This is a genomic window from Streptomyces sp. AHA2 (assembly GCF_036857595.1).
In the GTDB taxonomy this organism is placed as follows: Bacteria; Actinomycetota; Actinomycetes; order Streptomycetales; family Streptomycetaceae; genus Streptomyces.
In genome coordinates this window covers 214322-237244 of the sequence record NZ_JAUQWJ010000005.1, presented here as the reverse complement: position 1 = coordinate 237244, position 22923 = coordinate 214322, and the positions used below count along the sequence as shown (strand labels likewise).

General features: G+C 73.7%; 20 protein-coding genes. 17 read left to right on the top strand and 3 right to left on the bottom strand.

Annotated features, from left to right (window positions below):
- Positions 1-58 precede the first annotated feature (58 nt).
- The 14 genes from Q5694_RS13645 (at position 59) to ppk2 (ending at position 16095) form a co-directional block, all read left to right on the top strand.
- Positions 59-481: an STAS domain-containing protein gene (locus Q5694_RS13645; RefSeq protein WP_333933120.1), complete on the top strand. Its 423-nt coding sequence runs from the start codon at positions 59-61 to the stop codon at positions 479-481.
- A 144-nt stretch (positions 482-625) separates the two neighbouring features.
- Complete coding sequence (locus Q5694_RS13640) at positions 626-1501, top strand: MEDS domain-containing protein (protein WP_333933119.1); 876 nt, start codon at positions 626-628, stop codon at positions 1499-1501.
- Complete coding sequence (locus Q5694_RS13635; RefSeq protein ID WP_333933118.1) at positions 1498-2445, top strand: sensor histidine kinase; 948 nt, start codon at positions 1498-1500, stop codon at positions 2443-2445. Before Q5694_RS13640 ends, Q5694_RS13635 begins: the two co-directional genes overlap by 4 nt.
- Positions 2446-2658: 213 nt before the next feature.
- Positions 2659-4848 (top strand): SpoIIE family protein phosphatase, encoded by a 2190-nt coding sequence (locus tag Q5694_RS13630; protein WP_333933117.1) that lies wholly within the window; start codon positions 2659-2661, stop codon positions 4846-4848.
- A gap of 275 nt (positions 4849-5123) precedes the next feature.
- The gene (gene bdeA / locus Q5694_RS13625) at positions 5124-6053 is read left to right on the top strand and encodes a bis(hydroxyethyl) terephthalate hydrolase (protein WP_333933116.1); all 930 of its coding nucleotides are present in this window, start codon (positions 5124-5126) and stop codon (positions 6051-6053) included.
- A 238-nt stretch (positions 6054-6291) separates the two neighbouring features.
- On the top strand, positions 6292-7938 hold the full coding sequence (locus Q5694_RS13620; protein ID WP_443040870.1) for a helix-turn-helix transcriptional regulator: 1647 nt from the start codon (positions 6292-6294) through the stop codon (positions 7936-7938).
- Positions 7939-8201: 263 nt separating this feature from the next.
- Positions 8202-9521 (top strand): PucR family transcriptional regulator, encoded by a 1320-nt coding sequence (locus Q5694_RS13615; protein ID WP_333933115.1) that lies wholly within the window; start codon positions 8202-8204, stop codon positions 9519-9521.
- A 209-nt stretch (positions 9522-9730) separates the two neighbouring features.
- Positions 9731-10573 carry an ABC transporter ATP-binding protein gene (locus Q5694_RS13610; protein ID WP_333933114.1) on the top strand — a complete coding sequence of 281 codons (843 nt, stop codon included), beginning with the start codon at positions 9731-9733 and terminating at the stop codon, positions 10571-10573.
- Positions 10570-11370, top strand: coding sequence for an ABC transporter ATP-binding protein (locus tag Q5694_RS13605; protein WP_333933113.1), 801 nt, complete (start codon positions 10570-10572; stop codon positions 11368-11370). Before Q5694_RS13610 ends, Q5694_RS13605 begins: the two co-directional genes overlap by 4 nt.
- A complete protein-coding gene (locus Q5694_RS13600) occupies positions 11367-12266 on the top strand; it encodes a branched-chain amino acid ABC transporter permease (RefSeq protein WP_333933112.1) in 900 nt (299 codons plus the stop codon). The genes Q5694_RS13605 and Q5694_RS13600 overlap by 4 nt, the downstream gene beginning before the upstream one ends.
- 34 nt (positions 12267-12300) lie before the next feature.
- Complete coding sequence (locus Q5694_RS13595; protein ID WP_333933295.1) at positions 12301-13398, top strand: branched-chain amino acid ABC transporter permease; 1098 nt, start codon at positions 12301-12303, stop codon at positions 13396-13398.
- Positions 13395-14681 (top strand): ABC transporter substrate-binding protein, encoded by a 1287-nt coding sequence (locus tag Q5694_RS13590; RefSeq protein ID WP_333933111.1) that lies wholly within the window; start codon positions 13395-13397, stop codon positions 14679-14681. The genes Q5694_RS13595 and Q5694_RS13590 overlap by 4 nt, the downstream gene beginning before the upstream one ends.
- Before the next feature lie 171 nt (positions 14682-14852).
- Entirely contained in the window at positions 14853-15095 is a 243-nt protein-coding gene (locus tag Q5694_RS13585; protein WP_333933110.1) for a DUF6411 family protein, read from the top strand.
- 37 nt (positions 15096-15132) lie between these two features.
- Entirely contained in the window at positions 15133-16095 is a 963-nt protein-coding gene (gene ppk2 / locus Q5694_RS13580) for a polyphosphate kinase 2 (RefSeq protein WP_333933109.1), read from the top strand.
- A gap of 79 nt (positions 16096-16174) precedes the next feature.
- Here the strand turns inward: ppk2 and Q5694_RS13575 are convergent, their stop codons facing one another.
- Both Q5694_RS13575 and Q5694_RS13570 read right to left on the bottom strand, forming a co-directional pair.
- On the bottom strand, positions 16175-16537 hold the full coding sequence (locus Q5694_RS13575) for a hypothetical protein (RefSeq protein ID WP_333933108.1): 363 nt from the start codon (positions 16535-16537) through the stop codon (positions 16175-16177).
- A gap of 41 nt (positions 16538-16578) precedes the next feature.
- On the bottom strand, positions 16579-17019 hold the full coding sequence (locus Q5694_RS13570; protein ID WP_333933107.1) for an ATP-binding protein: 441 nt from the start codon (positions 17017-17019) through the stop codon (positions 16579-16581).
- A gap of 209 nt (positions 17020-17228) precedes the next feature.
- Between Q5694_RS13570 and tap the strand changes: the two genes are divergently transcribed.
- The 3 genes from tap to Q5694_RS13555 all read left to right on the top strand — a co-directional run bounded on the left by tap (position 17229) and on the right by Q5694_RS13555 (position 20527).
- Entirely contained in the window at positions 17229-19451 is a 2223-nt protein-coding gene (gene tap, locus Q5694_RS13565; RefSeq protein WP_333933106.1) for a telomere-associated protein Tap, read from the top strand.
- Between the two features lie 6 nt (positions 19452-19457).
- Positions 19458-20015: a telomere-protecting terminal protein Tpg gene (tpg, locus tag Q5694_RS13560; protein ID WP_333933105.1), complete on the top strand. Its 558-nt coding sequence runs from the start codon at positions 19458-19460 to the stop codon at positions 20013-20015.
- Positions 20016-20116: 101 nt separating this feature from the next.
- Positions 20117-20527 (top strand): MmpS family transport accessory protein, encoded by a 411-nt coding sequence (locus Q5694_RS13555; protein ID WP_333933104.1) that lies wholly within the window; start codon positions 20117-20119, stop codon positions 20525-20527.
- Between the two features lie 23 nt (positions 20528-20550).
- Here the strand turns inward: Q5694_RS13555 and Q5694_RS13550 are convergent, their stop codons facing one another.
- Positions 20551-22671 (bottom strand): SpoIIE family protein phosphatase, encoded by a 2121-nt coding sequence (locus tag Q5694_RS13550; protein WP_333933103.1) that lies wholly within the window; start codon positions 22669-22671, stop codon positions 20551-20553.
- Positions 22672-22923: the final 252 nt, after the last annotated feature.

Genomic DNA, 22923 nt, shown 5'->3' with positions numbered 1-22923 from the left:
ACCCCGCCTCGTCCCGCCACGACGCACCACCGAAGCACCCGAGCCCTGGCCAGGAGTGATGACAGACGTGTCCGACCCGCTCGACATGACCGTCCACCGCCTCAGCGACCGCAGCGCCGTCCTCACGGTCACGGGGGACGTGGACCTGCACACCTCACTCACGCTGCGCGCCCACGCACTGGCCCTGGTCGGCGAGGGCGTGCGGCATCTGGTGCTCGACCTGGCCCGGGTGGACTTCGTCGACTCGACCGGTCTGAGCACGTTCATCACGCTCCTGCACGCGACGCAGCGGCGGGACGGTTCGCTGCACCTCGCCGCCGTCCCCGACCGTCTGATGCGCATGGTCACGATGACCGGCATCTCCCAGCTGCTGCCCGTCCACGCGACCGTGGAGGAAGCGGTGGCCGCCGACCCCGTCGCGAAGACTGTGACCGACGTCGCGGCCGACACCGCCGCTCGTGACGCGGGCGCCCCGGGCTGACGACGCGACCTGCGACGCCGCGGTGTCCGGCAGGTCTCCGGCACCTGCCTCGGACTCTCGGGACGAGCCGGCCCTGAGGTAGGCTGCCGCGTGCTGCGGCCCGAGAAGTACGGCTGATCGCGTGTGGAAGGAGAGGGTGAGTCCATGAGGGACACCCGCCCGATCCCCGGTGGCGAGTCCGCGGCCGCCCGTCACGTCGCCGTGAGCTACTCCAGCGACGACGAGTGGGCCGGCCATCTCGTGGCCTTCGTGCGGGCCGGGCTCGACGGAGGCGAACAGGTGCAGTACTTCGCCGACGCCACCGACCCCGACCGCGTGACGCGCACCCTCACCGAGCACGGCATCGACGCCGCGGGCGCCGTACGCCGCGGACAGCTGCTGGTGACCACCGCGGAGGAGACGTACCTGGCCGGATCCGGCTTCGACCCGGACGCCATGATCGGCCTGTGGCGCCAGGCGGTGGACGGCGCGGCCGCCCTGGGTTACCGGAACCTGCGGGTCATCGGCGAGATGTCGTGGGGCACCCGGCACATACCCGGGGCGGAGCGCCTGCTGGAGTACGAGATGCGCATCCACCACGAGGTGTTCGAGCGGCTGCCCCTGACCGCATGGTGCTTCTACGACCGGCGCCTGTTCCCGCACCAGGAGCTGGCGGCGCTGACCTCGGCACACCTGAACCGCTCCGGCGCCGCGTCCCCGGGTGCCGGCGGGCCGGCGCTGACGGCGGCCCCGCTGGCAGGCACGCCCGGCTTCCGCCTCTCCGGGACCGGCGGATACGAGAGCCGTCGCGTCGCCGCCGCGACCGCCGCCTCCCTCGCCGCCTCCCCGGCCCCCTCCCTCACCCTCGACCTGTCGGACCTGAACCATCTGGACGTGGCTGCCGTGGCCGACATAGCCCGCGCCGCGCGCCGGCGGCCCTTCGCCTCGCCGGTGCGGCTCCTGAACGCTCCGCCCGCCTTCCACCGCGTGCTGGAACTCTTCCCCGAGCTGGGTGCCGGTCTCGAGGAGGTGGGGAAATGACGACGTACTCGCGACCGTCGGCGACCCCGGGCCAGGACGCGGCGTTCCACCACCCCGCCGTCTTCTACGGCACGGACCAGGAGTACCTGAAGAGCGTCGGCGAGTTCGTCCGCCGCGAAGCGGCCCTCGGCCGGCCGCTGCTCGTCGCCGTCCCCGGCGCCCGCCTCGCCCTGCTGCGCGGCGCCCTCGGGGAGCTGGACGTCACCTGGGTCGACATGTGTCAGGCCGGACGCAATCCGGGGCGCATCCTGTCCATGCTCCAGGAGTTCGCCGACCGGCACGAACAGAGGCGCCCCTCCATCGTGGGCGAGCCGATCTGGGTCGGCCGCACCCCGGAGGAGGCCCGTGAGGCGACCCGTCACGAAGCACTGATCAACCTGGCCTTCGCCGGGCGGCAGGCCACGATCCTGTGTCCGTACGACACCCGCCTGCCCGACCGGCTCCTCGAGGAGGCCCACCGGACGCACCCCGTCCTCGGGATCGCCGAGGACTGCCGCCCCAGCCCGCACTACACCGACCCGCGGGCGGTGCACCGGGACTGCGACGCGCCCCTGCCCGAGCCCGCGGACCCGGTCGTCCTGCACTTCGAGGAGCAGGACCTCGGCCAGGTCCGCGACGCCGCGGCCGAGTGGGCGCAGAACGCCGGCCTGACGGCGCGCCGCCGCACCGACTGGCTGCTCGCCGTGAACGAGGCCACCGGCAACTCCGTGCGGCACGGCGGCGGACGCGGCACCCTGCGGCTGTGGCGCACCGACGACACCCTGATCGCGGAGACGAAGGACGGCGGGCGGATCACCGACCCGCTGGTCGGCCGGCGCCGTCCCGACCCGCTGTCCCCGGCAGGCGGGCGGGGTGTCTGGATGATGCACCAGCTCTGCGACCTGGTGGAGATCCGCACGCCCGCCTCGGGCCTGGTCGTGCGGCTGCACCTGACCGTGGACTGAGTGCCGCCGTGGCGGACACGGTGTTACGGCCGGTCACCGCTCTCTCCGGCTCCCTCGGCTCTCCTCTGGCAGGACGGCCCGGACGTCCCGGTGCCCATGACCACGGATGTGGCATGCACCATGCCGGGGTGAGCCTGATGTCGGCTCACCCGGAATCCGGGGCAGGCGCTCGGCGAGGGGGACGGGATGACGGCCGAGCGTGAACGGAGGCCGATGAGCGGCATCCGCCGGTCCGGGACCGTGCGCGAGGAGGACGAGGACCTCTCGCTGCTGTTCGGCACGTCGACCGCGCTGTTCGCGTCCATGGCCGGGCCCGCCCACGTCCTGGAAGCGGCCAACCCCGCCTTCTTCGCGGCCGTCGGCGACCGACGTGAACGCACCGGGCTGCCGCTGGCCGACCTCATGCCCGAGCTCGTGCCCCAGGGGTTCATCGACCTGCTGGACCGGGTGTACCGCTCGGGGGAGCGGCACGTCGGCCGGGACGCCCGGGTGGTCCTCGGCACCGGCGAGGCCACCCGCGAGGCGTACTTCGACTTCACCTACGAAGCCCGCCGTGACACCGCCGGCGACGTGATCGGCGTCCGGATGATCGGCGTGGAGACCACGCAGGTCAAGCACGCCCGGCGCCTGGCCGCCGAGCAGCGCGCGCTGCTGGAGCAGATCGCCCGCCAGGCCCCGCTGCCCGAGGTGCTCGACGGAATGTGCCGGACGATCGAGGAACTGTCCCCCGAGGTGATCGTCTCCGTCCTGCTGGCCGACGGGGACGGCCGGCACCTGCGCCACGGCGCGGCGCCCAGCCTGCCCGCCTTCTACAACCAGGCCATCGACGGCATCGCCACCGGCGAAGGCGTCGGCTCCTGCGGCACCGCCGCCCACCGGCGCCGCACCGTGGTCGTCAGCGACATCGCCACCGACCCCCTGTGGACCGACTTCCGGGCCCTGGCCGGGCAGGCCGGGCTCGCCGCCTGCTGGTCCACGCCGATACTCGCGCGTGACGGCCGGGTCCTCGGCACCTTCGCCATGTACCACCGCGAACCGCGTTCCCCTCAGGACAGCGACCTCGCGCTGGCCCGCGTCTTCGCCGACACCGCGGCCCTCGCCGTCGAGCGGCACCAGGCCGAACAGGCCCGGCAGGCCGCCGACGCGCGGGAGAAGGCCGCCCGGGAGGACCTCGCCTTCCTGCTGACGGCCAGCAGCACCCTGGCCGGCCGGCTGGACGAGAGACAGACGCTCCAGCGCCTGGCCGCCCTGTCCGGCGCCAGGCTCGCCCCGCTGGCCGTGGTCGACATCCTGGAGGGAGGGCGCCTCCGGCGCGTGGCGGCCGCCGCACCCGGCGAGGAGCAGCGCACGCTGCTGACCTCTCATCACTCCTCCCTCCGGGCCGACGACGACGTCGTCGCCCGGGTCCTGGCCTCCGGCCTGACGGAAGTGGCCCGCCACAGCCCGACGGGCGGCGGACCCTGGCGCGAACTGGGCGTCACCGGCTACGTCTGCGTGCCCCTGGTGGACCGCGGGCGGCCGTTCGGCGCGCTGACCCTGCTGTCCACCGACGGTCGCCCCTTCGACGACCACCGGGTCGCGCTGGCCGAGGAACTGGCCCGCCGAGCCGCCTCCGCCGCCCGCAACGCGCGCCAGTACGCGCAACGTGCCGCGCTCGCCCGCGACCTGCAGACGGGTCTGCTGCTGCCCGACCTGCCCGACATCCCCGGCGCCCGGCTCGCCGCCTTCTACCACCCGGCCGGTGAAGGGCTGGAGATCGGCGGGGACTTCTACGACGTCTTTCCCCGGGAGGACGGCAGCTGGGCCTTCATCCTCGGGGACGTGTGCGGACGCGGAGCCACCGCAGCGACCACGACGGCCCTGGTCCGTCACACCGCACGCGCGGTCACCTCGCTGCTGGACGACCCCGTCGACATCGTCAAGGCCGTCGACAAGGCACTCAACGACCGGCACGCCCACCAGAACAACGGCTTCGTGACCCTGGTCTACGGCCATCTCGCCCCGGCTCCCGGCGGACTCGGCGTCCACCTGGTCCGCGCCGGTCACACCCTGCCGCTCGTGCTGGACGGCGACCACCGGGTCGGGACGGTCGAGGCGTCCGGCGGGCTCATCGGCATCGGCATCCCGCCCACGCTCACGGCGAGCCGGTTCACGCTGGGCCCGGCGGAGAGCCTGCTGCTCTACACCGACGGCATCACCGAGTGCCGGACCGCCGGTGCGGAACAGTACGGCGAGGCCCGGCTGATCGAGGCCCTCGGCAGCACTCCCCGCCGGCCGACGGCGGACGACATCGTCGACACGGTGGCCGCGGACATCCGCGCCTTCGTGGGCGGCCGGACCGTGGAGGACGACCAGGCGGCCCTGGTCATCACGGCCGAGGAGCCCCCGCCGGGCCGGGACTGAGCGTCATCGGGCGGGGGCCGTGCAAGCCGCGACGGTCCCCGCTCCTGCTGCCGCCCGCGGAGCGCGCGTCGTGGGCGGACGGCCTTCCTGGCTGCCACGCCCCCTCCCGCGGTGCACGAGACCGGTGACATTGCCGGTCCCCGCGGGGCGGCCGATGGCCGACAGTGGCACGGCCAGCCCGACGGCGGTGCCCCACCGCGGGCATGCGAAAGACACCCCAGGTCCCGCATGCCCGTGCGGTGGGCCGTCCGCCACGACCGAGAGGACGACTCGTCGTGCACCTCGACCCCCACACCGACTCACCCACCCGCCCCCGCGGGGCGTTCGGACGCCGGACCGGGCGACTGGCCGGCGCGGCCGCCGCGCTCGCCGCCGTCATCGGCATCGGCCCCCTGGCCGCCCCCGGGGCCCACGCCGCCGACAACCCCTACGAGCGGGGCCCGGCGCCCACCCAGTCCAGCATCGAGGCCCTGCGCGGTCCGTACGCCGTCTCGCAGACGTCGGTGTCCTCACTGGCCGTGAGCGGTTTCGGTGGCGGCACCATCTACTACCCGACCAGCACCGCCGACGGCACCTTCGGCGCCGTGGCGATCTCGCCGGGCTTCACCGCCTACGAGTCGTCGATCGCCTGGCTCGGTCCGCGCCTGGCCTCACAGGGGTTCGTGGTGTTCACCATCGACACCAACACCACGATGGATCAGCCGGACTCGCGCGGTGAGCAGCTCCTCGCCGCGCTCGACTACCTCACCCAGCGCAGCTCCGTGCGCGGCCGGGTCGACGCCACCCGCCTCGGCGTGATGGGGCACTCGATGGGCGGCGGCGGCAGCCTGGAAGCGGCCAAGGACCGGCCCTCCCTCCAGGCCGCCATCCCGCTCACCCCGTGGAACCTGGACAAGACCTGGCCCGAGGTCCGGACGCCCACCCTGATCTTCGGCGCCGACGGCGACTCGATCGCCCCGGTCTCCAGCCACGCCGAGCCGTTCTACCAGAACCTGCCGTCGTCGCTGGACAAGGCGTACCTCGAGCTGAACGGCGCCACCCACTTCACGCCCAACAGCAACGACACGACGATCGCCAAGTACAGCATCAGCTGGCTCAAGCGGTTCATCGACAACGACACCCGCTACGAGCAGTTCCTGTGCCCGCTGCCCCGTCCGAGCCTGACCATCGAGGAGTACCGGGGCAACTGCCCCCACGCCTCCTGACCCCCGCCGCCTGAGGCCCGCGCGGCCGGAGACGGTGAAGCAGCCGGCGGCGGACGCTCCGGGGCGTCCGCCGCCGTGCCGTGCACGAGCAACCCCGCCGGGGCGGTGCGTTGGGCAGCCGCACAGTCCGCCGGGCGACCACACCGGACCAATCCGCAGGTGAGCACGCCGGTTACCGCACCCCGTGCCACGGACGCGAGCCTTCCGGTCTTCCTTACGCGCAAGTAACCTCCATGGGATGACCGGAGAAGGAAGCAGCGTGCGGTCGGCTTCCCGCACGGGGACCGGACACGAAGCCGTACGGCCGGCCGCCGCGCACCGCGGCCATGTCGCGTTCGCCCGCGGCCGGCGCCAGCTGGCCGGCGGGCCGGTGGGCGACGCGCGCGAGTCCCTGGCGCTGGCCGCGTCCCTGCTGGCGGCCGAGGACCCGGACGGCGCCGAGGCCGCGCGCCTGTGCGCGGCGGACGCCGCCTGGGCGACGGGTGACATCGGCGTCTGCCTGGCCATCCTCGACGGGCGGTCGACGCCCCGGGCCGCCGTGGACCTCCCCGGTGAGGGAGGAGCCCGGTGGGCCGCGGCGGGCCCCCGCCACTCCGAACCGGCCGTGACCACCGCCGTCACCGGCTCCGAGGGCGGCCGTGCGGAGCGGTCCGACGCCGAACGGGACGCACCGCCGGCCGTGGGCGACCCCTTCTTCCGGGACTACCGCGACGGTATGCGGGCCCTGCTGGCCCGACACCCGGAGCTCGCCGTGGGGCCGCTGCGGCGCGTGCTGCACCGGGCGCGCACCGACGAGCGGCCCGAGCGGCTGCTGCGTGCCGCGGCGGCCGCCCTGCTCCTCGGTGACGTCCACGCGGCGCGCGCCGCCGGGGCCCGCGCCCTGGCGGCCGCGCGCAGTACGGAGTGCGCCGCGTTCGAGGCGCGGGCGCTGGAGTACCTGGCCTACGCCGAACTCCGCGCCGGCCGGCACGCCCAGGCCCGCGCCCACGCGGAGGAGGGCGTCGTGGCGGCACGGGCGGCCGGACATCACAACACCGCGGCCAGTCACCACGCCATGCTCGCCCTGGCCGCCTCGATCGAGGGGGACACGGCAGCGGTCGCCGGGTACGCCTCGGCCGCCCTCGGTGTCGCCCGCCGCCACGGCCTGGCCCAGGCGGCGACCCTGGCCGAGTGGGCCCTGGCCCGCGCCGACCTGGCCCGCGGCCGGCCCCTGGAGGCCGCCGACCGGCTCGGCCCGCTCGTCGGCCCGGGCCCCCGGCGCGGGCACTTCGCCGTGTGGATGCTGGCGTTGCCCTGCTTCGTCGAGGCCGCGGTGCTCGCCGGTCAGCCGGAGGACGCCCGGGACGTCGTCGGCGACCTCGCCCAGTGGGCGGCCTTCGGCGCCGATCCGCACGCACCGGCCCAGCTCGCGCGCTGCCGCGCCCTGCTGACCGCGGACGACGGGAAGGCCGACCAGCTGTACCTGGAGGCACTGGCGCTGCACGACGAGTCGGGCGGTGACTTCGAGCGCGCCCGCACGGAACTGCTCTACGGCCGGTGGCTGCGCAGGCGCCGCCGGCTCCGGGAGGCCCGCGGCCGGCTCGGCGCCGCCCTGGTCGGCTTCGAGCGCTGCGGGGCCGGCGCGTGGGCGGAGCAGACGCGCGGCGAACTGCGCGCCAACGGCGTCGCGTCCGGGAAGGAGCCGGCCGGGGCGCTGTCGCGGCTGACCCCCCAGCAACTGCGCATCGCCCGCCACGTCGCCGAGGGCGCCACCAACCGGGAGGTGGCCCGGCGCCTGGCCGTCAGCACCCGTACGGTCGACTACCACCTGCGCAACGTCTTCGCCGCGCTCGGTGTGCGCTCCCGTATGGAACTGGCCCGCATGGTGAGCCGGGAGGACCGCTGAGCCCCGCCGCGACCGGCGTCCCGTCTCCGCGGTCCGTCCCCTGACCTCGGTCCCCGCCACCGGGACTGGCGGCCCCCACCATCCGGAGGATGGCCTTCCACTCGCAGAAGATGGCCGCACGACCCTGGGGACCGACCGGACGGTATGCCATTCTTCGGAGCAGGAGTACTGGGTGACGACGGCGCGCCCCGGTGCCGTGCCCGCCGGCCTTCTTCGGATCCGGCGGTGCGGGGCGGGCGGGCCGAAGTTGGGGGAGGACCGCGATGCATCCTGCCGCACGCACACGCACGACGTTCCGCACCGGGCCCATGCCCGTGCCGCAGCCGCGGACCCGAAGGTTCCGGTCGCTGATCGACGCCGACGCGCTGCGCGTCCTGCACCGCGCCGCCCGTGTCCTGCTGGAGGACCTGCCGGACCTGACCGACCGGCTGCTGGCTGTCCTGGGCGAGCAGGAACCGGCGTACCGGACCGCCCTGGAGAACGACCACACCGGCACCTGGCAGGAGGCGTACCGCTCGTTGCGGCACAGCGTGACCTCGCTGCTCGACCCGCGCGGCAGCCGGGAGGCGGCCCACCGCTGCACCTGGCGCATCGGGGTGGCACGGGCCGAGCAGGGACTGCCGCTGGACGCGCTGCTGCACGCCTTCCGGCTGGGCGGGTCCCTGGTGTGGCAGCGGCTGGTCGAGGAGACCGCCCGGGCGGAACCGGACGACATCCGGCTCCTGGTCCACGTGGCCACCGACGTGTGGAACTTCGTCGACGAGCACTGCACGCTCGTCGCGGACGCCTACCGCCAGACCGAACGGCAACTGGCCTGGCGGCGCGAGAACCGGGCGCGCCTGCTGGCGGCGGCCCTGCTGGACGGCACCAGCAGGATCGCCGACCTGCCGGAGACCGCCGAGGGGCTGGGCCTGCCGGAGCAGGGCCGGTACGTGGTCGTCGCGGTCGCGTGCGGCCGGCCGCAGGACCTCACCGGAGTCCGGGCGCTGGCCCCCGCGCACGGCGACGGCACGTACTGGCACGCGGGGGCCGACGTCGACTACGGCATCGTCCTGCTCGGGGACGGCTCGCCGGACGGCGGCGGAACGGCCGGCGGAAACGACACCCCGCACCGGGACCCGCTGGCCGCGCTCGGCGTGCCCGTCGGCGGGGCGCCCGGCCGCCGGGTCGGTGTCGGCAACGCCGTGACGGGACTCGCCGCCGTCGGCGACGCCCGGCGCCTGGCCGATCTGGCCCTGCGCATCTGCCCGCCCGAGGGCGGCACCGTCCGGCTCGCCGAGCACCTGCCCGAGGCCCTGGTCGGCTCCTGCCCCGAACTGGGCGCCACCCTCACCGAGCAGGTGCTCGGCCCGCTGCTGCGGCTCGAACCGGCCGACCGGGACGTCCTTCTGGCCACTCTCGTCGCCTGGTTCGCCTGCGAGGGCTCCGCCCAGCGCGCCGGTGAGCGCCTCTACTGCCACCGCAACACCGTCCTGAACCGGCTGCGCCGCTGCGAACAGCTGATCGGCCGTTCCCTGGCGCGCCCGCACGACGTGGTGGAGATCAGCCTCGCCCTCACCGCCCACCGCCTCCGGCACGGCTGACACCACGGCTCGCTCGCTGCTGCGGCGCCCCCGGGACGGGACCCGGGGGCGCCGCCGTTCTGGGCAGCCGCACAGTCTGCGTCCGGCGGGGTTGGGACCGCGCAGCCACCCGGGCCGGACACCTGTACCGCGCGTCCGCGCCCGTGCTGTCGTGGGCTGCCCTTCCCCCGAAGCACCCGTGCCCGACGGCACGGACCCGAGGAGCCGTGATGCCCGAAGCACCACCGGACGAAGAGCCCGCCCTGCACATCGAGGGCGTCGACGTGACCTACGGCCGCGCCCTGTCCGCCCTTCGTTCCGTCTCCCTGTCCGTCCCGCACGGCACGGTCGTCACCCTGCTCGGCGCCAACGGCGCGGGCAAGACGACCCTGCTGCGGGCGGTGTCGGGCACCCTGCGCCTGCACCGCGGCGCGATCACCGCCGGACGCATCCGCTACGGCGCCACGCGACTCGACGGGCGCGACCCGGTCGCCGCGGTGCGCGCCGGAGTCGTCCAAGTGCCCGAGGGACGGCGGGTCTTCGCCGGGCTCACCGTCGACGAGAACCTGCGCAGCGGCGGTCTCGGCCTGGGGCGGCGCCGCCCGGACCAGGTCGCCGAAGCCCGGGAACGGGTCTTTACGCTCTTCCCCCGCCTGGCCGAACGCACCCGGCAGGCCGCCGGGCTGCTGTCCGGCGGCGAACAGCAGATGCTCGCCATCGGCCGCGCCCTCATGGCCGCGCCGCGCCTGCTGCTGCTCGACGAACCGTCCCTCGGCCTCGCCCCGCAGATGGTCCACCGCATCGCCGACGTCATCCGCGAGATCAACGCCCAGGGCACCGCCGTGCTGCTCGTGGAGCAGAACGCGGGCATGGCGCTGTCCCTGGCCGACACCGCGCACGTCCTGGAGGTCGGCGAGGTCCGGCTCTCCGGGCGTGCGGACGAACTGGCCCGCACGGACGCCGTACGGCGGCTCTACCTGGGCGAGACCACCGGCGCCGAAGCCGCCGACGGCCCCGGGCACGGCGGGCCCGCGCGCACCGCCGACACCACCGAGGGGCAGGGAGCCGCGTGACCGTCCGCACCACCGCACCGCCCGAACTGGCCGTCACCGACGTGACCGTACGGTTCGCCGGACTCACCGCCCTGGACACCGTGTCCTTCACGGTCACCCCGGGCACCGTCCACGCCCTCATCGGCCCCAACGGAGCCGGCAAGTCCACCTGCTTCAACGTGCTGTCGGGTCTGTGCCGCCCCGCCACGGGCACCGTGCGCCTGGGTGACGCCGAGCTGACCCGGCTCGCCCCGCACCGCATCGCCGGCCTCGGAGTGGCCCGCACCTTCCAGAACATCGTCACCACCCAGGGCACCGTCGCCGACAACCTGATGCTCGGCCGCCACGCCCTGTCCCGGGCCGGTTTCGCCGCCAGCGCCCTGCGCCTGCCGCAGGCGCGGCGCGAGCAGCGCGCCCATCTCGACCGCGCCCGCGAGATCGCCGAACTGACCGGTCTGGCAGCCCACTTCGACAGCCCCGTCGCGCTGCTGTCCTACGGCGACCGCAAGCGCGTGGAGTTCGCCCGCGCCCTGTGCCTGGAGCCCAGCGTCCTGCTGCTGGACGAGCCGGTCGCCGGGATGAACGCCGCCGAACGCGCCCGCGCGGTGGAGGTGGTGCACGAGGTACGAGCCGAACTCGGCCTGTCCGTCGTGCTGGTGGAGCACGACATGGGTCTGGTGATGCGGCTCGCCGACGAGGTCACCGTCCTCGACTTCGGCCGCGTCATCGCCCACGGCACGCCGGACGAGGTCCGCCGCGACCCCGAGGTGCTGCGCGCCTACCTCGGCACCGGCGCCGAACAGGAGGACGCGGCATGACCACCCTGCTGGACAACGTCTTCAACGGCCTCGCGCTGGGAGCCGTCTACGCCCTCGTCGCGCTCGGCTTCGTCATCATCTTCAAGGCCTCCGGCGTCATGAACTTCGCCCACGGCTCCCTGCTCCTGCTCGGCGGCTACCTCACCGCCGTGTTCCACGACGACCTCGGATTCGCCGGAGCGCTCGCCGTGTCCGTCCTGGTCACGGCCGCCGTGGCCGGTGCGATGGACCGCTTCCTGCTCCAGGCGGGCGGCGGGGCGGACCCGCACGCCGCCCACGTGCAGACCATCGTCACCATCGGTGTCGACATCCTCATCCTCACCGACCTCTCCCGGCGCATCGGCGGCGACCTGCTCTCGCTCGGTGACCCCTGGGGCGACGACGTGAGCGGGCTGGGCCCGGTGACCGTGGCCGACAGCCGCATCGCCGCGATCGTGGTCTCGGCCGTGGTCATCGCCGGTGTCTTCGCCCTGTTCCGGTACACGCCTTGGGGCCTGTCGCTGCGGGCCTCGGCGGAGGACGTGGAGGCGGCCGCACTGATGGGCGTACGGCTGGTGCGCATCCGCATGCTGGCGTGGTGCCTGGCCGGGGCGCTGGCCGCCCTGGCGGCGGTCTTCCTCGCCGCGTTCCCGGCACCCGGTCTGGAGCGCACGACCGGGCAGATCGCCCTGAAGGCGTTCCCGGCGGCGATCCTCGGCGGGATGGCCTCGCCGCCCGGCGCCCTCGCGGGCAGCCTGCTGATCGGCATGACCGAGGCGCTCGTCGCCGGTTACCAGTCCGACCTGCACGTCCTGGGCGAGGGCTTCGGCGACGTCGCCCCCTACGCGGTGATGGTCCTGGTGCTGCTGGTGCGGCCCACCGGGCTGTTCGGCGGAAAGGCGGCGGTCCGTGTCTGACCGGTTCCCCGGATCCCGTGTCGGTGCCGCACGCCTGAGCCGGACCCTCGCGGCCGTCGTCGTCCTGTGCGCGCTGCCCTTCTACCTGGACGCGTTCTGGCTGCGCATCGGACTGTTCTCGATGGCGGCCGCCGTCGGCGCGGTGGGACTCGGCCTGCTGTCCGGCACAGCGGGCCAGCTCTCCCTCGGACACGCCTTCTTCCTCGCCGTCGGCGCCTACGGCTACGTGTGGCTGGCCGGCGAACCCGGACCCGGGCTGCCGACCGCCGTGGCCGCCGTGCTCGCGGTTCTGCTCGCCGGGGCGGCGGGCGGGCTCTTCAGCCCCGTCGCCGGCCGGGTCAGGGGCGTCTACCTCGGCGTCGCCACCCTGGCCCTGGTCTTCCTCGGCCACCACGTCCTGCTCACCGCCGACTCCGTCACCGGCGGGTTCAACGGCCGCTCGGTGCCGCCGCTGGAACTGGGCGGGTTCTCCTTCTCCGCCGACTCCGAACTCACTGTGCTGGGCGTGCCGTTCGGGGCGGAGGAGCGGCTGTGGTACCTCGGTCTCGCCCTGTTCGCCTTCACCTGGTTCACCGCCCGCGGGCTGCTGCGCGGCCGCCCCGGACGGGCGCTGGTGGCGCTGCGCGACAGCGAGACGGCGGCCGCGGTGATGGGCGTGGACGTCTCCCGCTACCGCTCGGCGGCCTTCGTCGTCTCCTCGATGTACGCGGGCCTGGCGGGGGTGATGCTCGCGCTCGCCTTCCGCCGGGTGGTCCCGGACTACTTCGGTCTGGTGCTGTCGGTCGACTACCTCGCCATGATCGTCATCGGCGGGCTGGGTTCGGTGGCAGGCGCCACCGCCGGTGCCGTCTTCGTCACCGCGCTGCCCCTGCTCATGACCCGCTACGCCGACCAACTGCCCCTGGTGGCCGCCCCCGGCAGCACCGACGGCACGATCGGCCCCACCGAGGCCGCCCGCTACCTCTACGGAGCGGCGATCGTCCTGATTCTGCTCTTCGCGCCCGACGGCCTGCACGGCCTGGTCCGCCGCCTGCGCGCCCGCCTGCGTCATCGGCGCGCCGCCCCACCGCCCCCGTCCTCGCCCCGACCCGCATCCGCGTCGTCCGCACGAGCCAAGGAGCCCACCCCGTGAAGTCCACGCACCACACGCACCGCGCACGTCCCACCACGCTCCTGGCCACCGCCCTGGCCGTCCTGCTGCTCACCGCCACCGGATGCAGCTCCAAGGCCGACTCCGCCAAGAACGCGGGCGACGGCGCCGACGGCGTCAAGGCCGGTCCCGGAGTGACCGACGAGGTCATCAGACTCGGCGCCCTGACCGACCTCACCGGCCCCTACGCCACACTCGGCAAGAGCATCGTGCAGGCCCAGCAGATGTGGGCGGACGAGGTCAACGCCGACGGCGGCATCTGCGACCGGCGCGTCGAGATCGTCGTCAAGGACCACGGCTACGACGTCCAGAAGGCCGTCACCGCGTACGCCGACCTGTCCACGGACGTCGTCGCGCTGCCGCAGGTCATCGGGTCGCCCGTGGTGGCGGCGCTGCTCGACGACATCGAACGGGACAAGGTGCTCACCTTCCCGCAGGCCTGGGCCGCCTCCCTGCTCGGCCGCGACGCCGTGCAGGTCCTGGGCACCACCTACGACATCGACATGATCGCGGCGGTCGACTTCCTCACCCGCACCAAGGGCCTCGGCAAGGGCGACACCGTCGGACACGTCTACTTCGAGGGCGACTACGGCGCGAACGCCCTGGAAGGTTCGCAGTGGGCCGCCGAGAAGGCGGGCCTGAAGATCGCCGGCCAGAAGATCAAGGCGACGGACACCGACCTGTCGGCCCAGGTCTCCGCCCTGCGCAAGGAGGGCGTGAAGGCCGTCCTGATCAGCGCCGGACCGGCCCAGACGGCCTCCCTGGTCGGAGTGGCGGCCTCCCGCGGCCTGAAGGTGCCGGTCGTCACCAGTGCGCCCGGCTACGCCCCGCAGCTCATGAAGACCCCGGCCGCACCCGCCCTCGCCGCCCTGCTGAACGTGGTCAGCGCCGCCCCGGCCGTCAGCTCCGACCTGCCCGGGGTGCGCAAGATGGTCACCGCCTACGAGAAGAAGTATCCCGGCTCCCTCCTCGACTCGGGCGTGCTCTCCGGCTACAACGCCGCCCGGCTGATGGGCAACGACCTGAAGAAGGCCTGCGAGGGGGGCAGTCTCACCCGCGAAGCAGTGGTCGAGGCGCACCGTTCGCAGTCCAGCGTCGACGTCGGTCTCGGCACCGCCCAGAACTTCTCCGACAAGGCACAGCCCGCCAGCACCGAGGCGTACATCCACAAGCCGGACGCCGAGGCGGTCGGTGCCGCGGTGAACGTCGAGGACGCGCACACCGCGCCGGGTGTGGCGGAGTACCTGGCTTCCCGCTCCTCCTGACTCCCCGGGCCGGGGCCGCGGCCGGCAGCCGACAGGACTGGGGCTGCCGGCCACGGCCGGGCCGGCACCGATGATCCGGCCGATTGCCCGCACCGCTTCCCCGTTACTCCACATGGGTGAAGCGGGTGGGGGCACCCGTGTCTGCGTCACCCACTGAAAAGGAGCACGATCATGGTGGTCGCCGCAGTCATCGGCGTGTGTGTGGTCCTGGCCGTCCTGGCCTTCCTCGTCCCGCGTCTGTCCCGTCACCCGGAGCGCGGCACCCAACGGACGCTCGGCGCCGGCGCCCGGGCCGGGGGCAAGGCGCCCGGTGTGCTGGGCCGGCTCTTCAGCAAGCCCTTCCACTCCAGTTCCCGCGCGGTGAGCCGCAGTGGCGCGGCGGGCCGCCGCTCCCGCGGCCGCATGCCGTTCTGACGGGTTGACGGAACGGACCGAACGGGGAGCCGGAACGATGAACGCCGAAGACGCCGACAAGCTGCTGGACGGACTGACCGTCGACGACAGCCGGCGCGAGCAGCCGATCGTGCTCGACGCCGACGGGCGTCCCATCCGGACGTGGCGCGAGAACTACCCCTACGACCGCAAGATCGGCCGCAAGGAGTACGAGCGGACCAAACGCGTCCTGCAGATCGAACTCCTCAAGCTCCAGCGGTGGGTGAAGGACACCGGTGCCCGCCTGGTCGTGGTCTGCGAGGGACGCGACGCGGCGGGCAAGGGCGGCACGATCCAGCGGTTCACCGAGCGGCTGAACCCGCGCGGCGCCCGCGTCGTCGCCCTGGACAAGCCCACCGAACGCGAGATGGGACAGTGGTACTTCCAGCGGTACATCGCCCAGCTGCCCACGGCCGGGGAGATCGTCTTCTTCGACCGTTCCTGGTACAACCGGGCCGGCGTGGAGCGCGTGATGGGCTTCTGCTCCAAGGACGAGTACGAGCTCTTCCTCGCCCAGTGCCCGGCCTTCGAGCGGATGCTCGTCGAAGACGGCGTGCTGCTGGTGAAGTTCTGGTTCTCGGTGTCCCGCTCCGAGCAGCGCACCCGGTTCGCGATCCGCCAGGTCGATCCGGTGCGCCAGTGGAAGCTCTCGCCCACGGACGTGGCCTCGCTGGATTTGTGGGACGACTACACCGAGGCGAAGGTCGACATGTTCCGCGCCACGGACACCGTCCACGCGCCCTGGACCGTCGTCAAGAGCAACGACAAGCGGCGCGCCCGGCTGGAGACCATGCGCAGCCTGCTCTCGCGCATCGACTACGCCAACAAGGACCAGGAGGCCGTCGGCACCCCCGACCCCCTCATCGTCGGAGCCGCCGACACCCTGCTGGAACCGGGGGAGGAGGACACGACGCTGTCCCCCACCCCGCTCTCCCCGGGAGCGGACGGGCCGGGCAACCACCCGGAGACCACCACCCCCTGACACACCCGCGCCCTCACCACGTGACGAGGCCCGGCCCCCTCCTCGCAGGGGGCCGGGCCTCGTCACGTTCGGCGGCGTCTCACCGCCGGGCGGCGGCGCGCGTCTGCGTGCGGTGGTCGAAGTACGCCCAGACCGTCACCGCGACCAGTGCGGTGAGACCGACGGTCAGGACCCGCACCGCGCCACTGGTCAGATAGGCGACCAGACCGGTGAGCCCGGCACCGGAGAACATGATCAGGCGACTGACGAAACGGTCCTCGGGCGGCTGGGGGTCCTCCCGGTCCTTCAAGTCGTGCACGGCGTCCCTGGCCGGGTGCGAGGAACCGCGCCGGGCGCGGGCCCGGTAGGCCAGTGCGTAGCTGATCAGCGCGTACAGCGCGAGAGCGCCCAGGACCCACAGCCAGACGTGCGGGTCGTCACTCGATCCTCGTGCCAGGTGCACGACACTTCTCCTTCTGCGGCGGGCTCACCGGTGAGCGGGACTCAGCTGCCGCCGCCGTGCCCCCGGGCGTCGCTGTCGCCGCCCTCGGGGTCCGCGGGACGGAAGCACGCCATCACCGTCTTGCCGTGCCGCTGACACCTCATGCCCCACTCGTCGGCGAGCTTCTGCACGATCGCCACACCGCGCCCGGAGACCTCACCCGGCTGGGGATCCCGCTGGCGCGGCAGCGTGGGGTCCTCGTCGTGGACGCCCACGTGCAGGCAGTCACCGTCCCAGGTGAGCACCAGGTGCGCGTCGCTGTGCGCGTGGATGTGCGCGTTGGTGATCAGCTCCGACACGGCCAGCACCACCGAGTCCACCGTGTCCGGCTCCTCCGCGGCCCAGGGGAGGGCCTCGAGGCGCTCGCGGGTCCACTCCCGCCCGGCGCGCACCCCCTCCGACATGGGAAACGAGTGCGCCCACCCCATAGCCTTCACCGCCACTGCCCCGACCACCTCTCTTCCGACCACACGGGCGTCCTGCAAGAACCGACTACCCGGCACCCGCCCCGGCAGACATGAGCGCCCTCGCGGTCACCGCATCGAGCGGCCCTGCCGCGACAGACGTTTCCGGCTCCGTCGTACGGGACGCGTACGCGAGGCGTACGCCGTGGGTACGGAAACGGGTCTAGGATCGCCCGTGGAGGTGCTGCATGTCGGAGCTGTTCGACGCCGTCGACGCGCTGGTCGCGTCCCGCTCCCCGTTGCCGCCCGCGCCGGAGCGCAAGCGCCTGCGCCAGGCGCACGGGCTGACGCTGGACCAGGTGGCCGCCGCGCTGAAGGTGCGCCGGGCGACCGTCTCCGGCTGGGAGTCGGTGAAGAAGCCGACCGAACCGCGCGGCCCGGAGCGCGAGGCGTACGCGCGGCTGCTGAACCAGCTCGCGGAGCTGTACCCGCCCCAGCCGGCACCTCCCGGCACCGTGGCATCGCCCCAGCCGGCACCTCCCGGCACCGTGGCCTCGGCCCCATCGGCGCCTGCCGCCCCGGCCGCGGACTCGGCACCCGTCGCCCCGGCCACCGCCTCCTCCGCGTCGGGCGCTCCCGCGGCGGCGGCGCCTGCAGGGCGTACCGGGCGTACCGCCAAGAGGACCTCCGGTCCTGACACACGGAAGACGCCCGCGGCCGCCACCTCCCCCGTCACCGATCCCCGCTTCGCCAACGGCCCTCTCGCCGTGGTCGACGTGGACTCCGACGGGCACGTCCTGGCGTACTGCACCGGCGGCCTGGTCCTCGACGTGCCCGCCAGGACCGTTCCCGCCCTGGTCGCTTGGACGTTGGAGGAGGCGGGGCTCGGCCAGCCGAGGCTGGTCGGCGCGGGCAAGGACGGTGACCCGCTGCTCGTGCTGACGGAGGCCGCGCTGGAGCGCTACGGACTGCCCGTCGCCCTGACCGACGAGGAGAGGCGGACCGGACGGCTCCGGGAGGACCACAAGGCCGTCGGGCAACTCGCGCGCGCCGACTGGAAGCTCACCAAGCGCGGGTTCGGCCCCTGGGCGCGGATCTACCGACCCGCCACCGGCGCGGAGCGCGCCTGCGTCCAGCTCTGCATCCCGTCCTGGCGCGCGCTCGACCCACGCCACTGGGGGGACGCGGCTCAGCTCCCCCCGGCCGAACTCGCCCGTGTCCTCGGCCTGTACGCGTCCCGGGTGATGACGCCGCGCGGCTCCACGGCCGTCACCGGCCTGGAGTTGATGACCGCCCTGCACCCGCCGACGCGCGCCTCGGAGCCGGACGCCCACGGCAGGCGGCACTCCGAGCACAACCCCGGCAGCCTGGGCAAGGACCCGGTGGACTGCGCCCCGTGCGAGGCCCCCGACGGGCATCCGCTGCTGGCCGACCTGCCCCGGTTCCACGTCCGCGGCCCCGACGAGAAGCTGTTCGAGGAGGCGTACGACTGGGCGCGGCCGATGACCGACGACGAGTGCGCGCTGCGGCATCTGGTCGGCATCGACGTGAACATGGCCTTCGCCGCCGGGGCCAACGGCCTCGTCGTCGGCCTCGGCGGGCCGACACATGTGAAGGCGCCGGAGTTCGACGCGAAGCTGCCGGGCTCGTGGCTGGTCGACCTGTCCCACGTCGACCTGTCCCGCGTGCGGATCGGCAAGGACGGATGGGCCGACCTGCACGCCGATCTGCTGCCCAGCCCCTTCACCCCGAAGGGAGAACGCCCCGAGGGCCCGGCCTGGTACGCCACACCCACCGTCGCCTACGCCGTGGAGCTCGGCTACGAGGTGCGGCCGCTCGAGGCGTACGTCCGCCACGACAACGGCCGTTACCTGGACGCCTGGTACGACCGGCTGCGCGACGCCTACCTCGCCACGATGGCCGACCTGGGCGTGCACGCCGACATGGCGCCGGACGACTTCCTCGCCGCGATGGACGGATACCGCAGCCGCGACCCGCAGGCGGCGATCGTCGCCGACGCGATCAAGGCGACGGTCAAGGGCGGCCTGGGCAAGCTCCGCGAGCGGCCCAGGGGAGAGGGCTGGCGGCCGGGCCGGCCCTGGCGTGCCCTTTCCCGCCCCACCTGGCGGCCGGACATCCGCGCGGCGGTCATCTCCCGGACGCGGATCAACCTCCACCGGAAGATCGTGAAGCACGCGGCGTTCACCGGGCAGTACCCGGTCGCGGTCCTGTCCGACTGCGTCGTGTACGCGGCCGAGGGGACGGGCCCGCTCGACTTCCTGCCCTACCGGGACGGCAAACCCCTGCCCGGAGGGTTCCGACTCGGCGTCAACCCCGGGCTGGTGAAGCACGAGGGCACCCAGACCGTGCTGTGGGGCGAGGAGGTCCGCGAACGGTTCGGTGCGCCGGAGCTCAACCTCGCCCGGTACATCAAGGACGGCGCCGTCACCGACGTCGACACCGGGGAGTAGCGGCCGATGAGCACGTTCGGGGACGGGCTGGACGCCGCGGTGCGCAAGGCGTTCACCCGTCCGGCGCCCAAGACTGCGCCCGCGCAGATGCGTTACCTCGTCCGGCAACTCAAGGGCACCCGCCAGGTGGCCCAGTTGCTGCGCGTCTCCCAGCGCACGGTCGAACGGTACGTGAGGAACCAGATCAGGAAGCCGCGGCCGGACCTCGCCGCGCGGCTGGAACGCGAGGTGAACCGGCGGTGGCAGCCGCAGGTCCGGGCCCGGGCCCGGCGAAGGGCCGCGACGACGGGGGGCATCGTCGTCGACACCCGGGCCCGGATCGGTTACACCGCGCCGATCGGCACGACCGACGAGGACCGGCTGCGCCACTTGACCGTGGCGCTGCCCCCGCAGTACGCGGCCCGGCTGTTCGACGCCCGGGAGCAGGGCGCACCCGAACAACGCCTGCGCGAGATCACCGCCGAGGGCCTCAGGGAGATCTACTTCCAGGACAACGGCCGCCGCGCAGGCCAATTGGAGGAGGTCCGCCTCACGGACATCGAACACGTGGAGTTCGACCTCTAGTCACGCGTGCGACCCCTGTGAGGTCGGCAGCGGATCGTTTGACTTTACCCTCCCTTTGCGATTGGCTGCTGATCACCGTTCCAAGATCCGGGGGGATCCTCATGAACCGCATGTTCCGCACCGCCGTGTGCTCCGTCGCCGTCGCGGGCCTCGCGGTCGGTCTGACCGCCTGCTCGGAGGCGGTGGATCAGGTCGACAAGGCCGTGAACGAGACGTACCAGGTCACCTATGAGGTGACGGGGAAGAACGTCGACTCGATCGAGTTCCACGGGGGCGGCGGCAAGGCCATGGAGCCGAAGATCGAGTCGGTGTCGAAGCCGGAGCTTCCCTGGAAGAAGACCGTCACCCTGCGCGGCATCATGCCCGCCGCCGTGATGCCCGTCGCCGTGGACCCCGAAGGCGCCGAGGTGACCTGCACGATCACGTACAAGGGTGAAGTGATCGAGGAGCAGAGCGCCAAGGGCCTGGTGACCTCGGGTGGTTGCACCGCCGAGTCCCCGATCGGGGGCTGACGGCAGCCGCTGGGGCGCGCGGCTCACCGCAGGCGCAGCAGGAGCAGGGCGATGTCGTCCAGGTGCGTGTGCGCGGGCAGGGCTTGGTGGATCAGGGCGTCGGCCAGCTCGTCGAGGGGACGTTCGCCGGTCGTGGTGAGGTAGTCGGCCACCGTCGCGATGGATTCCGTGATGTCGGCGCCCGGGGCTTCCACGAGACCGTCGGTGTACAGGGCCAGGAGAGAACCGGCCGGCAGGGTCGTGGTCGTGACCGGGTAGGTGGCGTCGATGCCCGTGTCGATGCCCAGCAGCGGCCCCGGTTCCACGTCGATCACCCTGGTACGGGGCTCCGGCCCCGAGGTCCGCAGCAGCGGGGGAGGATGCCCGGCACTGGCGAGGCACAGGCGTCGTTCGGCGAGGTCGAGGTGCAGGTACAGGCAGGAGACGAACAGGTCGGTCTCCAGGTCGAGCAGGACGCGGTTGGTGCGCGTGAGGACCTCGTCGGGCTGCGCACCGGCAGTGGCGTGCACGGCGGTGCGCACCTGGCCCATCAGGGCTGCGGCGTTGATGCTGTGCCCCTGCACGTCGCCGATGACGGCGGCGGCGGACGTGTCGCCGAGGCGGATCAGGTCGTAGAAGTCGCCGCCGATGTCCATGCCGTGCGCGGCCGGGAGATAGCGGGCGGCGACGCCGAGGCGGGGGACGGACGGCAGTGCCACCGGCAGGAGCGTCTGCTGCAGCCCGTGCGCGAGGTCGTGCTTGGCGTCGTACAGGCGGGCCCGGTCCATCGCCTGGGCGACCAGCCCGCCCAGCGAGACGAGCACGGCCCGTTCACCGGCGCTGAACGTCCGCGGGTGGTCGTAGGACAGGACGCAGCAGCCGACGCGGCGGTCGGAGACGACCAGGGGCAGGAAGGCCCAGGCGTGCTTCCCGCTGACCAGGGCCGCCCGGGGGTGTGCGCGGGTCATCTCGCCTCGGTCGGCGAAGAAGGCGGGGACGCCGCTCTGCAGGATGCGGCCGGCGGGCGTGAGGTCGGTGTCCAGGGGCAGGCCGTCGAGACGGGCGATCGTGCGGGGGTCGTACCCCCGGTGTCCGGTGATCTTCAGCCGGCCGGCGTCCGCCGCGGAGACGACCATGCTCTGCGCGTTGAACGCCGGCACGATCTGGTCGCCCACCACATGGATCACATCGGCCACGGTGACGGTCTGGCTGAGGGCCGCCGCCAGGTGGATCAGCTGGTGGATCCGGCCCGTGCCGGCGCCCTCGGGCGCGGCCGGTCCCGGTGCCGGGGGAGACGGCACCGTGTCCTCGGGGCTCGTCTCGCGACGGGGTTGCAGGAGTGCGCTGATCCCGCTGTCGTCGGGGTAGAGCCGGATGTCGAGCCATGTGCCGGGCGGCCGCAACGCGGTGTAGGCGACGGACTCACGGCTGAAGACGGCCGTGCGGTAGTGGTCCTCGTGGACGGGGGTGTCGAGCCAGGGCACGGTCTGCCAGGGCACGGTGCCCAGGAGGCGTTCGGGCCGCAGGCCCAGCAGCCGGGCGGCGGCCTCGTTGACGTAGGTGACGCGTCCCTCCAGATCGAGTCCGAGGGTGCCGATCGGCAGCCGCTGGACCAGGTCGGCGGCCGCCACACCGGCCTGGACCGTGTCCGGTACCGGCGGGTGCAGCGGTACCGCGCGGGGCTGGTCGGGGACGATCGTCGGGGCGGGCGACTCCTCCAGTGCCTGGGTGACGCGCTGCGCGCTGGACAGGATGTGCCCGCGCTCGCGGCGGGTCAGGGACGGCGGATGACTCGCCGGCCACACCAGGGCGAGGGCGCCCCAGCGGCGCACGCCGTCGAGCGGCGCGAAAGCCAGGGCGAACTGGTACGGCAGCCCCGCCGCGGCGTTCGGGTACAGCCGGGCCAGGTCCTCCTGCCGCCCCACCCACACCAGGCGGTCGTCGCGGACCGCCTCGGACAGCGGGCCCGCGGCCGACACGGCCACCCGCCACCAGGGCGCGACGGCCATCACCGGAACGCCGCAGACGAGCGACAGCCCCAGCACCGGCTCGGACGGCGACAGCAGGTACACGCCCCCGGCGGACGCACCCGTGCGGCGCACCGTCGCGCTGAGCGTCTCCTCCAACGACGAGCCGTCGCGAACCTCGCCCTCCTGACTGTTCACATATTGACCATAGGCGACGAACAGGCCTTTCGGTGGTCGGGTGGAGGACGGTGCCCCGGCGTCCGCCCGGAGCCCGGCGGCGTCCGTCGCGGACGGCCGGGGTGTGGAAGGGTGGAGGGAAAGGCCGACCCGGCGAGGTGAGCAGCGTGTCGTTCCCGTGCCGGGCGTCCGGGCCACCGCAGCGAGCCCTGCTCGGCGTCGCCCCGGCGCGTCCCCTGGCCGTCCTCAGCCCTGTGTCGCAAGGTGAACGAG

Excerpts from the sequence above, each read along its gene's own strand:
- Q5694_RS13645 (WP_333933120.1), top strand. The coding sequence starts at position 59 with ATGACAGACGTGTCCGACCCGCTCGACATGACCGTCCACCGCCTCAGC.
- Q5694_RS13640 (WP_333933119.1), top strand. The coding sequence starts at position 626 with ATGAGGGACACCCGCCCGATCCCCGGTGGCGAGTCCGCGGCCGCCCGT.
- Q5694_RS13635 (WP_333933118.1), top strand. The coding sequence starts at position 1,498 with ATGACGACGTACTCGCGACCGTCGGCGACCCCGGGCCAGGACGCGGCG.
- Q5694_RS13630 (WP_333933117.1), top strand. The coding sequence starts at position 2,659 with ATGAGCGGCATCCGCCGGTCCGGGACCGTGCGCGAGGAGGACGAGGAC.
- Q5694_RS13620 (WP_443040870.1), top strand. The coding sequence starts at position 6,292 with ATGACCGGAGAAGGAAGCAGCGTGCGGTCGGCTTCCCGCACGGGGACC.
- Q5694_RS13615 (WP_333933115.1), top strand. The coding sequence starts at position 8,202 with ATGCATCCTGCCGCACGCACACGCACGACGTTCCGCACCGGGCCCATG.
- Q5694_RS13610 (WP_333933114.1), top strand. The coding sequence starts at position 9,731 with ATGCCCGAAGCACCACCGGACGAAGAGCCCGCCCTGCACATCGAGGGC.
- Q5694_RS13600 (WP_333933112.1), top strand. The coding sequence starts at position 11,367 with ATGACCACCCTGCTGGACAACGTCTTCAACGGCCTCGCGCTGGGAGCC.
- Q5694_RS13585 (WP_333933110.1), top strand. The coding sequence starts at position 14,853 with ATGGTGGTCGCCGCAGTCATCGGCGTGTGTGTGGTCCTGGCCGTCCTG.
- ppk2 (WP_333933109.1), top strand. The coding sequence starts at position 15,133 with ATGAACGCCGAAGACGCCGACAAGCTGCTGGACGGACTGACCGTCGAC.
- tap (WP_333933106.1), top strand. The coding sequence starts at position 17,229 with ATGTCGGAGCTGTTCGACGCCGTCGACGCGCTGGTCGCGTCCCGCTCC.
- tpg (WP_333933105.1), top strand. The coding sequence starts at position 19,458 with ATGAGCACGTTCGGGGACGGGCTGGACGCCGCGGTGCGCAAGGCGTTC.
- Q5694_RS13555 (WP_333933104.1), top strand. The coding sequence starts at position 20,117 with ATGAACCGCATGTTCCGCACCGCCGTGTGCTCCGTCGCCGTCGCGGGC.